The sequence below is a fragment of the Paraburkholderia sp. UCT31 genome, from assembly GCF_014397655.1.
In the GTDB taxonomy this organism is placed as follows: domain Bacteria; phylum Pseudomonadota; class Gammaproteobacteria; order Burkholderiales; family Burkholderiaceae; genus Paraburkholderia; species Paraburkholderia tuberum.
The window spans coordinates 99593-111603 of record NZ_VZQP01000012.1 but is presented as its reverse complement, the minus strand read 5'-3'; the positions used below and the strand labels follow the sequence as shown (position 1 = coordinate 111603).

At 66.9% G+C, this 12011-nt stretch carries 12 protein-coding genes; 9 read left to right on the top strand and 3 right to left on the bottom strand.

Annotated elements, in window-relative coordinates; translation table 11 throughout:
* The first annotated feature begins 44 nt into the window (after window positions 1-44).
* From cbiE to cobM, 4 genes are read left to right on the top strand one after another with little or no spacing between them, the layout of a single operon-like run.
* Complete coding sequence (gene cbiE, locus F6X40_RS12840) at window positions 45-1268, top strand: precorrin-6y C5,15-methyltransferase (decarboxylating) subunit CbiE (protein ID WP_187628116.1); 1224 nt, start codon at window positions 45-47, stop codon at window positions 1266-1268.
* The gene (locus F6X40_RS12835; RefSeq protein WP_187628115.1) at window positions 1268-2368 is read left to right on the top strand and encodes a cobalt-precorrin-5B (C(1))-methyltransferase; all 1101 of its coding nucleotides are present in this window, start codon (window positions 1268-1270) and stop codon (window positions 2366-2368) included. Before cbiE ends, F6X40_RS12835 begins: the two co-directional genes overlap by 1 nt.
* Window positions 2365-3105 carry a cobalt-precorrin-6A reductase gene (locus F6X40_RS12830; protein WP_187628114.1) on the top strand — a complete coding sequence of 247 codons (741 nt, stop codon included), beginning with the start codon at window positions 2365-2367 and terminating at the stop codon, window positions 3103-3105. Before F6X40_RS12835 ends, F6X40_RS12830 begins: the two co-directional genes overlap by 4 nt.
* Window positions 3106-3125: 20 nt before the next feature.
* Window positions 3126-3854, top strand: coding sequence for a precorrin-4 C(11)-methyltransferase (gene cobM / locus F6X40_RS12825; RefSeq protein ID WP_187628113.1), 729 nt, complete (start codon window positions 3126-3128; stop codon window positions 3852-3854).
* Between the two features lie 319 nt (window positions 3855-4173).
* Here the strand turns inward: cobM and F6X40_RS12820 are convergent, their stop codons facing one another.
* Window positions 4174-5667 carry an MDR family MFS transporter gene (locus F6X40_RS12820; RefSeq protein ID WP_187628112.1) on the bottom strand — a complete coding sequence of 498 codons (1494 nt, stop codon included), beginning with the start codon at window positions 5665-5667 and terminating at the stop codon, window positions 4174-4176.
* A gap of 205 nt (window positions 5668-5872) precedes the next feature.
* Here F6X40_RS12820 and F6X40_RS12815 point away from each other — a divergent pair, with 205 nt between their 5' ends.
* Window positions 5873-6148, top strand: a complete 276-nt coding sequence (locus F6X40_RS12815) for a DUF1488 domain-containing protein (protein WP_008923225.1) — start codon at window positions 5873-5875, stop codon at window positions 6146-6148.
* Window positions 6149-6467: 319 nt separating this feature from the next.
* The gene (locus F6X40_RS12810; RefSeq protein WP_184062347.1) at window positions 6468-7103 is read left to right on the top strand and encodes a carbonic anhydrase; all 636 of its coding nucleotides are present in this window, start codon (window positions 6468-6470) and stop codon (window positions 7101-7103) included.
* A 110-nt stretch (window positions 7104-7213) separates the two neighbouring features.
* Here the strand turns inward: F6X40_RS12810 and F6X40_RS12805 are convergent, their stop codons facing one another.
* On the bottom strand, window positions 7214-7495 hold the full coding sequence (locus F6X40_RS12805) for a PA14 domain-containing protein (RefSeq protein ID WP_187628111.1): 282 nt from the start codon (window positions 7493-7495) through the stop codon (window positions 7214-7216).
* A 272-nt stretch (window positions 7496-7767) separates the two neighbouring features.
* Between F6X40_RS12805 and F6X40_RS12800 the strand changes: the two genes are divergently transcribed.
* Window positions 7768-8565: a DUF4148 domain-containing protein gene (locus F6X40_RS12800; protein ID WP_187628110.1), complete on the top strand. Its 798-nt coding sequence runs from the start codon at window positions 7768-7770 to the stop codon at window positions 8563-8565.
* A gap of 31 nt (window positions 8566-8596) precedes the next feature.
* Here the strand turns inward: F6X40_RS12800 and surE are convergent, their stop codons facing one another.
* Window positions 8597-9376 (bottom strand): 5'/3'-nucleotidase SurE, encoded by a 780-nt coding sequence (surE, locus tag F6X40_RS12795; RefSeq protein ID WP_187628109.1) that lies wholly within the window; start codon window positions 9374-9376, stop codon window positions 8597-8599.
* 116 nt (window positions 9377-9492) lie between these two features.
* On the opposite strand from surE, the gene F6X40_RS12790 reads away from it, so the two are divergent.
* Window positions 9493-10668 carry an epoxide hydrolase family protein gene (locus tag F6X40_RS12790; RefSeq protein WP_187628108.1) on the top strand — a complete coding sequence of 392 codons (1176 nt, stop codon included), beginning with the start codon at window positions 9493-9495 and terminating at the stop codon, window positions 10666-10668.
* A gap of 263 nt (window positions 10669-10931) precedes the next feature.
* Entirely contained in the window at window positions 10932-11891 is a 960-nt protein-coding gene (locus tag F6X40_RS12785; protein WP_187628107.1) for an aldo/keto reductase, read from the top strand.
* Window positions 11892-12011 lie beyond the last annotated feature (120 nt).

The window sequence follows — 12011 nt, the reverse complement described above, 5'->3', positions numbered from 1 at the left end:
GGTGCAATTGCTAAAGAATCGACGCAACTGATGAGGATGGATGCATGCCGGCATGGCTGACCGTAGTGGGCATTGGCGACGACGGCTTCGCCGGTTTGGGGCGGCCCGCGCGGCGTGCGTTGCTGGGCGCGTCGGTCGTGTACGGCGGCGAGCGCCATCTGGCGATGCTGCCCGCGCGGCTCGCCGCGCGCCGTGCCGCATGGCCGCGTCCGTTCGATCTCGCGCCGTTGCTCGCCGAGCGTCCGCACGCGGTGTGCGTGCTCGCGAGCGGCGACCCGATGCTGTTCGGCGTCGGCGCGACGCTCGCGCGGCAGTTGCCGGCCGGCGAGTTGCGCGTGCTGCCGGCGCCGTCGTCGTTATCGCTCGCGGCCGCGCGGCTCGGCTGGCCGTTGCAGGATGTCGCGACCGTCTCGCTGGTCGGCCGACCGCTTGCCGCGCTGAATGCGCATCTGCGTGACGGCGCGCGCCTGTTCGTGCTGAGCGCGGACGGGCGCACGCCCGCGGCACTGGCGGCCTCGCTCGATGCGCGCGGTTTCGGCGCGACTGCCATGACCGTGCTCGAACATCTGGGCGGTGCACGCGAACGGCGTGCCGATGGCCGCGCGGATCAATGGCCGGCCGGCGAGATGGCCGCGCTCAATCTGATCGCGCTCGAGTGCCGCGCGTCGGCGCATGCGCCGCGTCTGCCGCTGACCTGCGGTTTGCCCGACGACGCCTTTATCCACGACGGCCAGTTGACCAAGCGCGACGTGCGCGTCATCACGCTCGCGCGCCTCGCGCCCGCGCCCGGCGAGTTGCTGTGGGACGTCGGCGCGGGCAGCGGTTCGATCGGAATCGAATGGATGCGCGCGCATCCCACGTGTCGCGCGATCGCGATCGAAGCGAACGAAGCGCGGCAGCGCTTCATCGAACAGAATCGCGATGCTTTGGGCGTGCCCGGGCTGCAACTCGTGGCCGGCCGCGCGCCCGACGCGTTGCGGGGACTGCCGGCGCCGCACGCGGTGTTCATCGGCGGGGGGGTGACGGAGCCCGACGTGCTCGACACCTGTTGGACACAACTGCGCGACGGCGGCCGGCTCGTCGCGAACGCGGTGACGCTGCAAGGCGAGGCGGTGCTCGCCGCATGGCGCGAGCGGCATGGCGGTACGCTGACGCGCATCGGGCTCGCTCACGCGCAACCGCTCGGCGGCTTCGATACGTGGCGTCAGGCGTTGCCGATCACACTGCTCGACGTGACCAAACCCGCCAAACCATCGGCCGATTCGTGATGCGCGACGAGACTCCCGAGCAGCCGGCGCCGCTGCGCAGCGGCTATACGACCGGCAGTTGCGCGACCGCGACGTCGCTCGCGGCCGCTCGTCTACTGCTGGCGGGCGAGGTCAGTGAGGTCGCGGAGATCGTGTTGCCGAAGGGCCAGCATGTGCCGATGCGGCTCACGTTCTGCCGGCTTGCCGCGCTGGACGGCGAGCGGATCGCCGAAGCCGGCACGATCAAGGACGCCGGCGACGATCCCGACGTGACCCACGGCGCGCTCGTGTTCGCGCGCGTGCGCCTCGTGCCCGGGCCCGGTGTGATCTTTCGCGCGGGGCCGGGCGTCGGCACGGTCACGCGCGCGGGGCTCACGCTGCCGGTCGGCGAACCGGCGATCAATCCGGTCCCGCGCCAGATGATCACGCAGCACCTCGTCGAACTCGCCGCGCGCCACGCGTATCGCGGCGGCTTCGAAGTGACGCTCGGCGTCGAAGGCGGCGAAGCGCTCGCGCTGAAAACGATGAACCCGCGACTCGGGATTGTCGGTGGGCTGTCGATACTCGGCACCACCGGCATCGTGCGGCCGTTTTCGTGCTCGGCGTATATCGCGTCGATCCATCAGGGCATCGACGTCGCGCGCGCGAACGGCTATACGCATGTGGCCGCCTGCACCGGCAACGCGAGCGAGGACGCGATGCGCGCGCACTACGGCCTGCCCGATATCGCGCTGATCGAAATGGGCGATTTTGTCGGCGCGGTGCTCAAGCATGTGAAGCGCGCGCCGGTCGAGCGACTGAGCATTTGCGGCGGCTTCGGCAAGCTCAGCAAGCTCGCGGCCGGCCATCTGGATCTGCATAGCCGCAACTCCAGCATCGATCTCGAACAACTCGCCGGCTGGGCTGCCGCGCATGGCGCCGACGCCGCGCTGCAAGCGGCGATGCGCGCGGCCAACACGAGCCAGCAGGCGCTCGCGTTCGCTCACGCGCGGCAGGTGCCGCTCGGCGATATCGTCTGTCAGCACGCGTTGGCCGTTGCTCGCGATATCGTGCCGCCGCAGGTCAGCGTCGAAATCTTCGCGATCGACCGGCAGGGCAACATCGTCGGAGTCGCGCGGTGACGCGCATCCTGCTGCTCGGCGGCACCGGCGACGCGCTGAAGATCGCGCGCCAACTCGGTCCCGCGCATGTGTACAGTCTCGCGGGACTCGGCAAGGTCCCCGACGACTTGAAGTGCGCGGTGCGCGTCGGCGGTTTCGGCGGCAGCGCGGGTCTGGCGCGTTACCTCGCGAGCGAAGCGATCGGCCTCGTGATCGACGCGACGCATCCGTACGCGGCGCGGATCAGCGCGAATGCCGTAGACGCGTGCCGCGTGGCGAAGGTGCCGTGCTGGGCGCTGCGGCGTCCAGCGTGGCAGCCGCAAGCCGGCGACGACTGGCGCATGGTCGATGACTGGAACGAACTGATCGACACGCTCGCGCCGTTCAGGCGGCCGCTTTTCACGCTCGGGCGCGAACCGCTCGCGCATCTCGACGAGATTGCGCCGCATCAATTCTGGACCGTGCGCGTGCTCGATTCGCATCCGGACACCGCGCGCTCGCGCGTCCTCGCGGCGCGCGGACCGTTCACGCTCGACGGCGAACGCGCGCTGTTCGCGCTGCAGGCGTTCGACGTCGTCGTCAGCAAGAACAGCGGCGGCGGCGCGACCGAGGCGAAGCTCGAGGTCGCGCGCGAGCGCGGCTTGCCGGTGATCATGCTGCGACGGCCGGTGTTGCCCGAGGTCGATCGCGAGTTCGCCAGCGTTGCCGATCTTCTCGATGCGTTGCCCGCGCAGGCGAATGCGGATTCGGGTAAGTGAGCAAATAATTGGAGTACTGAATGACAGTGTTTTTTATCGGCGCGGGTCCGGGCGACCCGGAACTGATCACGGTCAAAGGGCAGCGTCTCGTGCGCAGTTGTCCGGTGATCCTGTATGCGGGGTCGCTGGTGCCGGCCGCGGTGCTCGAAGGTCATAGCGCGCAACAGGTGATCAACACCGCGGAGCTCGATCTCGACCAGATCGTCGCGCTGCTCGCGGCGGCGCACGCGAAGGGCCAGCATGTCGCGCGCGTGCATTCGGGCGATCCGTCGCTGTACGGTGCGATCGGCGAGCAGATCCGCCGTTTGCGCGAGCTGGCCATTCCTTACGAAATCGTGCCCGGCGTGACCGCGACGGCCGCATGCGCGGCGGCGCTCGGCTGCGAGTTGACGCTGCCCGGCGTGTCGCAGACGCTGATCCTCACGCGCTACGCGAGCAAGACGTCGATGCCCGAAGGCGAGCAGTTGGGCGCTCTCGCGCGGCATCGCGCGACGCTGGCGATTCACCTCGGCGTGCGGCATCTCGCGTGCATCGTCGATGAGTTGCGGCCGCATTACGGCGGCGCGTGTCCGATCGCGGTGATCTATCGCGCGAGCTGGCCCGACGAGGAAAAGATCACTGGCACGCTCGACGATATCGTCGCGAAGGTGCAGGGCAGCGCGATCGAGCGCACCGCGCTGATTCTGGTCGGCCAGGTGCTGGCCGCCGAGGGGTTCGCCGATTCGACGCTGTATGCGAAGGGCAGTTGACGGCGCCGTGAAAGCCTTTCTGGCGTCAGGAAGCGGCGTGGATTGTCGATCATAATGTGACGCAGCGCGCGAGCCTGGCCGCCCGTCGGCTGGCAAAACGCGAAGCGCGAAAACGCGAAAATCCGCAAGTTCTGCACCGCCTCGCGGCGCGCAGACCGCCTGCGTCACCGATCTGCTGATCCCCATTTGCGAGAACTAACCATGATGCGTCGAAGCTGTGCCGCGCTGTCGAGCGCGGTGCGTGATTTCTTCGCGGCGACGCTGCCGGCGGGCGGCTCGTAGCGCTCGCGAACGCAAGTGGTTCGCGACGCCGCGCGACTCAGTCCTCGAGCGGCGACAAGGCCTTGAGTGGTGCCGGCTGGTCGTCGCCGAATCGGATCGTTGGGACCAGCGCGAGCAGCGCGACCACGAATAGCGCGATCACGAACATCGACACGAAGGTCAGATGCAGCGACTGGTGCAGCACGAGCCGGACCAGATCGCTGTCGCCGAGATCGGCGGCGCGGTTCTGCAGCAGCGCCTTCAGCTGATCCGACGTGACCGTCGCGACGCCCTGCGAATGACTGAGCCCGAAGTTCAGCACCGCGCCGAACAGCGTCGCGCCGAGCGTGCTGCCGAGATTGCGCGAAAACAGGTTCGACGCGGTCGCGCTGCCGCGTTCGTCCATCCTGACGATCTCCTGGATCAGCACGAGCGAACTGACGCTCGACGTCCCCATGCCAAAGCCCATGATCAGCGACGCGAACCCGGCGACGAGCGGCGACGCGCCCGGCGACAGCAACAGCAGCAGCACCGCGCCGAGCGGCACGAACGCGCTGCCGCAGATCAGGATGCGCCGCAAGCCGAGCCGGTGAAACGACTTCGCCGCGAACGTCGCGCCGGTGGGCCAGCCGACCATCATCATCGTCAGCGCGAGGCCGGCCACCACGGGCGAACGATGCAGCACGCCCTGCACGTACATCGGCAGGAACGTGGTCGCGCCCATCAGGATCATGCCGGCCAGCACCGTCGCGCTGTTGCATGCGGCGATCGGGCGGCGGCTCCATAGCGCGAACGAGATCATCGGTTCGGCCGCGCGACGCTCCTGCAGCACGAACAGCAGCACGCACAGCACGAAGACGCCGCCTGCGAACGAGGCTGGTGCCAAGGCGTCGTCGCCGGCGTAGGTCAGCGCCATCATCAGCGCTGCGATCGCGGCCATGAACAGCGCGGCGCCGGCGAAGTCGATGGACGGCCGCGCGTGCCGTTCCGATTCGCGCAGGAACGCGATGAAGCCCGCCGCCGACGCGAGCCCGATCGGCACGTTCATCCAGAAGATCCACGCCCACGACAGGTTGTGAATGATGAAGCCGCCGACCATCGGACCCACGACCGCCGAAATCGCCCACACGCTCGCGAGATAACCCTGCACCTTGCCGCGTTCGCGCGCCGGGTACAGATCGGCGACGACGGTCAGCGTGACCGGCTGGATCGCGCCCGCGCCGATCCCCTGGATCAGGCGGAACACGATCATCGCCGGCATCGACCACGCGAAGCCGGCGAGCACCGAGCCGACGAGGAAGATCGCGATGCCCGCGAGGATCACGGGCTTGCGCCCATAGAGGTCGGCGAGCTTGCCGAACACCACGGTCATTGCGGTCTGCGTCAGCAGGAACGACGAGAACACCCAACTGTATAAATGCAGGTCGCCGAGTTGCGAGACGATCTGCGGCATCGCGGTCGACACGATGGTCGCTTCGATCGCGACCATCGCCATCGAGGCCATCACGGCGGCGATCACGAGCGGGCGCGAAGATTGAATATTGCGGGACATGAAGGGCGTAGTATCGATATGTTGAATGCGTCGACAGCCCGGAGGAGGCCTTGCTGCGACGCATCGGCGCGGCCGCGCGTGGCGGCCGCTCAGGAGTATGCACCTTGCGCAGAATGCGTGCTCGCGCCCGGGCAGCCGGCGAGCCGGCCGGATTGGGCACGACCGTTGCGTATTCGGATTTCCCTTTGACACACGGAGGACAATCATGAGGATCGAATTCACCGGACGCCGGGAAGTGGTGGCTGCTGCGCGCGTCGCCTACGAGGCCAATGTGGACGGGAAGGACGTATGGTGCAGCGTGTCGCTCGACGCGCTCAATGACCATTTCGGCAATGGCAGCCTCGGCAACGGCGCCCCGTCTGCTCACGATCTGGTGGGAGCGTTCGAGGCGAACCGCGCCCGCATTGAAAATGCTACGCGGCGGGTGCTCGAACGCAACGGGGGACGGTCCGTGGAGCTCGAGACGCGCGACTTCGATTAAGCGACCCGCTTGCTTGTATCGGGTCAAGCGATTCGTGCCGCGGTGGAAAGGACTCTTCCATCGCGGCGACTATATCCGCGATGTCGGCGCGGCTACCGTATCGACGCACACACCGCTTAACGCGTGTGAGCGAGAGAGTTGGACCCGGCTGCCGGCAACCGGGTCTTTTTTTATGGCGCGTGCGAGCACGCCATTATTTCGCTGGCAATTCGCCGCAGGAGCGTGCGACGATTAGCACGGTGATTCGCGCGACGATTGAAAGGCTGCGGTATAGTCGCGGCAACTTTAAATCCGTCTCTTCGATTCTCTGGAGAATATCGTGCAGGAAATCATCGAAGGTCTGATCCGCTTTCAACGCGAGGTCTTTCCACAGCAAAGCGCGCTCTTCAAGCGTTTGTCGACCGCGCAGAATCCCAGCACGCTCTTCGTGACGTGTTCGGACAGCCGCGTGGTGCCGGAATTGCTGACGCAGACCGAACCGGGGTCGCTGTTCGTGATCCGCAATGCGGGCAACATCGTGCCGTCGTACGGTCCGGAGCCGGGCGGCGTGTCGGCGACCGTCGAATATGCGATTGCCGTGCTCGGCGTGACCGACATCGTGATCTGCGGCCATTCGAACTGCGGCGCGATGACGGCGATCTCGTGCTGCACGAATCTGGAGCACATGCCGGCGGTCGCGAGCTGGCTGCGTCACGCGGATGCGGCGAAGGCGATCAACGCGTCGCGCCACTACGGCTCGGATGCGGAGCGTCTCGAGGCGCTGGTCAAGGACAACGTGATCGCGCAGCTCAGCAACATCCGCACGCATCCGTCGGTGGCGGTCGGACTCGTGAACAAGACGCTGCGGCTGCATGGCTGGATCTTCAATATCGAAAGCGGTGAAATGCTTGCGCTCGATGGCAAGACCGGTAACTTCTTGCCGCTTGCGGATAATCGGGAAATTTGTGCGGGTTAAAGCGGCATTAAAACGGGTTTTTAGTTTGAAGGATTAACACTCGGCTTGCTAAAAGCCGGCGCGGCGGCGCGGTTTCAACCCCACCGCGCCGCCCGCCACAACCACCTCTATCAGCTCGACGTCACCAGCGAATCCGACGGCACGATCTTCAACACACCAGGGCTCTTCGCAGCCGGGTTCGACCACAGCAGATGCATGCTCGCCGCGCCCGTGCCGTGCACGTACTCGACCTTGATCGACGCGCTCTGGTTCGCGGCGAGATGGACCTTCCCGGTCGCGCTGCCTGGCGTCGTGCTCGTCTTGTCGATCACCTTCACGCCGTCGATCCACAGACGCGCGACGTTGTCGCTGTTGATCGTCGGCAGTTCGATCGGCGTCGCGATGCGCCGCAAGCCGGAGGAAGGGCCGCTCGTCTGAGCTGCGCTTGCGTCGCTGAAAACAGGGTCGAAGGCGGCGCCGGAAGAATCGCTTGGGACTCCGATTAAGGCGCGCGTTTGAACGGAAGAATACCCGTCGATTTCGGACACATCCCCGACCAGATCCGCCGATTCGTCGGTTGTTGGGTCTAAAAGGGAAAACACTGTCATTCGTATGGACCAAACTTTGACCAATGGGTCGGTCGATCGGTTGGAATGGGGAGCGTGCCTTGTATAGCGAACCGAGAATGATCGTGTTGATGGGCCTCGTCTTCGGCGCGGTGACGATTGGGGCCTATGTGTCACAGCTGGACAACGACTGGTCGTCCGGTCGGGACGTGAGTCTCGTCGCCGACGGCGGACGGGGTGTCAGCGCGACGGCGGCGGCGGGGCAGAGCGAAGGCCGGCCCGGCGCGGCGACGGTCGCGCCGGCAACGCGCCGCCATGCGCTGCGCGACGACGTGGCGGCCTTGCGGGCTCAGCCGGCCGCGTCGATTGGAGCGCAGGCGGGCGATGCTCTGGCCATCGCGGCGCTACAGTTCGCGCGGGAGTCGAACAAGGCGCAGCAACAGCAGCTCCCGCACCCGCAGCCGCAGCCGCAGCCGACGAGTTTGCCGCCGCAGCCTGCGGTGACTTCGAACCGGACCCAGGCGCCACCCACGGCAAAGACCGGGCACGCACACCATAGCCGCGTTGCGTCGGGTACCACGACGAAACCTCGCTCAGCGCAAAGTGTTGCGACGACATCGGGTAGTCATGCGCGGGGCGGCAGCCACCGGAAAAGTTCTACTGCCGAGCGGTCTGGGAAGAAAGCGGCCAGCGTCGTGCCAGAGGCGCGGCCGTTGCCGCAATATGCAACGCAAGGCGTCGAGTCGCCATGGTCGATGTCGCGCGCGGGGCTGACCAGCCAGTCCGCAAATCAAGCGGTCGCCAGCAACGGCCCCAAAACCCGCGCCGAAGTAGAGGCCGAACTCGTGCGCGCGCGTGAGAACGGCACGATGCCCGCGTTCGGCAGACCCGAGCCATCGGGACCTGGGGCGCACTGAAGCGGGCCTCGCGCCGTGTCCCCGGCAACCGTTAGATCAACGACGCGGCGAGCCGCGCGAAGGTGGCTTCGTCGGTGCGATCGAACGCAAGCGGCGTGACCGATACGAGCCCCGCCGCGACGGTTGCCGTTTCGCTGTCGGCATCGTTCTCGCGCGGGCCACGATCGAAGCGCAGCCAGTGATACGCGATGCCGCGCGGATCGACTTCCGGCAGCACCTCGATGTCCCTGACGAGCCCGACGCCCTGGCGCGTCGGCGTCAGCGGACCTGCGTCGGCGGCATCGACGTCGGGAAAGTTGATGTTCAGGCAGGTCGGCGCCGCATGCTCGATCGCGAGCAATTGACGGATCACGCCGGGTGCGAGCGTGCGCGCGGTGTCCCAGCGCACGCGCTCGCGATCGCTGAACGCCTGGCTCAGCGCGAACGACGGCAGCCCGAGCAGCAGACCCGTCATCGCCGCGCCGACCGTGCCCGAGAACATCGTTTCGATGCCGAGGTTGCCGCCGCGATTGACGCCGGACAGCACCAGCGACGGCGGCGCCTCGCGCATCAGATGACGCACGCCCATCACGACGCAATCGCCGGGCGTGCCGGTCACGCCGAAACGGCGTTCGCCCTGGCGGCTCACGCGCAGCGGCGAATGCAGGCTGATGGAATGCGACGTACCGCTCTGGTCGTGCTCGGGCGCGACCACCCAGACTTCGTGCGCGAGCTCGGCGGCCACGGCTTCGAGCACGGCGAGGCCGGGCGCGTCGATACCGTCGTCGTTCGTCAGCAGCACTCGCGGCAGCTTGGATTCGTAAGCGGACATCGCGTCAATCTCCTGTGGCTCGGTGAATGAATCGTAGGGAAGGGACGCCCATTATCGGGCTTTCGTCGGACGCGCGTACGATGACGGTGAGCCGCCAATGACCCAGGACGACCCCCATGCAGATCGACCCGTTTGAGATTGCGATCGCCGATCAGGACATCGACGATCTGCGCCGCCGCATCCACGCCACCCGCTGGGCGCCCGCGACGCCCGCGCCCGCCTGGCAGCAGGGCGCCGACCAGGCCTGGCTGCGCGAACTCGCGACCTATTGGGCCGGGCAATTCGACTGGCGCGCGGCCGAACGCAGGTTGAACCAGCTGCCGCAATTTCTCGCCGACGTGAACGGCCAGACCGTGCACTTCGCGCATCGGCGCGCCGCCAGTGTCGCGCCCGGCTTTCGGGCTTATCCGCTGTTGATCACGCACGGCTGGCCCGGTTCCTTCTTCGAGTTTCACGCGCTGCTCGATCAGTTGTGCGATCCGGTCGCGTTCGGCGCCGATCCCGCCGACGCCTTCGACGTCGTCGCGCCGTCGCTGCCGGGCTTCGCGTTTTCGCCTGCGCCCGCGCAGGCCGGCATGTCCGCGTTCCAGGTCGCGGACCTGTGGGTGTTACTGATGCGCGGGCTCGGCTACGAGCGCTTCGGCGCGCAGGGCGGCGATCTTGGCGCGGGCGTGTCGATCGCGTTGGCCGCGCATCATCCGCGTGTGGTCGACGGCATCCATCTGAACTTCCTGCCGAGTTCCTATGAGCCCGCGATCGGGGCGGCGCAGCGGGAGCTGACGCCGGCCGAGCAGGACTATCTGCGCGAGAAGAACGACTGGGCCGCACTCGAAGGCGGTTACGCGCATCAGCACGGCACCAAACCGCTGACGGTCGCCGCGTCGCTGAACGATTCGCCGGTGGGACTCGCCGCATGGATCGGCGAGAAGTTTCGCGCGTGGAGCGATTGCGGCGGCGAGGTGGAAAGCGTGTTCTCGAAAGACGATCTGCTGACCAATATCTCGCTGTACTGGTTCACGCAGTGCATCGGCCCGGCGATGCAGACGTATTGGGAAAACCGCCTGCAGCCGATGCGTTTCTCCGACGGCGAGCGCATCGACACACCAGTCGGCTTCGCGCTGTTTCCGAAGGAGATCAATCATCCGCCGCGAAGCTGGCTCGAACGAACCTTCAACGTCGCGCAGTGGAGCGAAATGCCAGCCGGCGGGCACTTCGCGGCGATGGAGAAACCCGCGTTGCTCGCGGCCGAGATTCGAAAGTTCTTCAGGCCGTTGCGGCAGAAAGCGCGCTAGGCCGCGTCGATCACTAACGGCGAAGGCGGCTCATGCCACCTTTTTTATTCATTCGGCGCGCGTCGAACGCCTCGGCGCGGCCGCAACGGACACGCTATTCATCGACGACAGCCAGGCCAGCGTGGACGGCGCGCTCGCGGCCGGTTTTCAGTGCTTCCGGTGCGTCGACGCGGCGAGCTTGTCGATCGAACTCGCGCGGCGCGGTGTGTTATAGCAGTTGCGATGACGGTCGAACTTTCATGCACGAGGGCACCATACACGCTATGGCACATTCGTCGAACCACGATCACCGCCGCCGTTTTCTGCGCACGGCGCTCGGGCTGCCGGCGGCGCTTACGTTGTCGCGCGTCACGTCGGCGCAAACCGAGGCGCACGCGCAATCCGGCACCACCTTACCCCGCATGAGCCGCCGCGCGATCCCGTCCACCGGCGAAGCGCTGCCGGTGATCGGCTGCGGCACGTGGCGCACCTTCGACGTCGGCGACGATGCCGCCGCCCGCGCCCAACTCGCCGAGGTGCTGCGCATCCTGTTCGAAGCGGGCGGCTCAGTGATCGATTCCTCGCCGATGTACGGTTCGTCAGAAGCGGTCGCGGGCGCGCTGCTCACGCAGCTCGACGCGCATCGCAAGGCGTTCGTCGCCACCAAGGTCTGGACCGAGGGACGCGAAGCCGGCATCGCGCAGATGGAGGAATCGCTGCGGCGTTTTCAGCAGCCGCATGTCGATCTGATGCAGATCCACAATCTGCTCGACTGGCGCACGCAGCTCGCGACCTTGCGCGACTGGAAAGCGCGCGACCGGATTCGCTATCTCGGCATCACGCATTACACGTCGAGCGCGTTCGACGAAGTCGCGGCGGTGATGCGCAGCGAGAAGCCCGACTTCGTGCAGATCAACTACGCCGCCGACGATCGCGCGGCCGAGCAGCGCATCCTGCCGCTCGCGGCCGATCTCGGCATCGGCGTCGTGATCAATCAGCCGTTCGGCGGCGGCGGTTTGCTCGCGCGCGTGATGAAAATGCCGTTGCCCGCATGGGCCGGCGAAATCGGCTGCACGAGCTGGGCGCAGATTCTGTTGAAATTCGTGCTCGCGCAACCGTCGGTGACGGTCGTGATTCCGGGCACCGGGCGGCCGCAATACATGGCGGACAACGTACGCGCGGGATCGGGACCGCTACCCGACGACGCGATGCGCGCGCGGATCATCGCGGCGGTCGGCGGCTGACTTGATGCGCAATCCAGGGCGCAATCCGCCACGGCGATTACTTGCCGCTTGCTATTCGCATACAGGTGCCGCCTCCCACCAACGCCGCACGACACGGGAATAAATCCCGCCACACGCCAG

Excerpts from the sequence above, each read along its gene's own strand:
- F6X40_RS12785 (WP_187628107.1), top strand. The coding sequence starts at position 10,932 with ATGGCACATTCGTCGAACCACGATCACCGCCGCCGTTTTCTGCGCACG.
- surE (WP_187628109.1), bottom strand. The coding sequence starts at position 9,376 with ATGTCCGCTTACGAATCCAAGCTGCCGCGAGTGCTGCTGACGAACGAC.
- F6X40_RS12815 (WP_008923225.1), top strand. The coding sequence starts at position 5,873 with ATGAGGATCGAATTCACCGGACGCCGGGAAGTGGTGGCTGCTGCGCGC.
- F6X40_RS12835 (WP_187628115.1), top strand. The coding sequence starts at position 1,268 with ATGCGCGACGAGACTCCCGAGCAGCCGGCGCCGCTGCGCAGCGGCTAT.
- cbiE (WP_187628116.1), top strand. The coding sequence starts at position 45 with ATGCCGGCATGGCTGACCGTAGTGGGCATTGGCGACGACGGCTTCGCC.
- cobM (WP_187628113.1), top strand. The coding sequence starts at position 3,126 with ATGACAGTGTTTTTTATCGGCGCGGGTCCGGGCGACCCGGAACTGATC.
- F6X40_RS12790 (WP_187628108.1), top strand. The coding sequence starts at position 9,493 with ATGCAGATCGACCCGTTTGAGATTGCGATCGCCGATCAGGACATCGAC.
- F6X40_RS12800 (WP_187628110.1), top strand. The coding sequence starts at position 7,768 with ATGATCGTGTTGATGGGCCTCGTCTTCGGCGCGGTGACGATTGGGGCC.
- F6X40_RS12820 (WP_187628112.1), bottom strand. The coding sequence starts at position 5,667 with ATGTCCCGCAATATTCAATCTTCGCGCCCGCTCGTGATCGCCGCCGTG.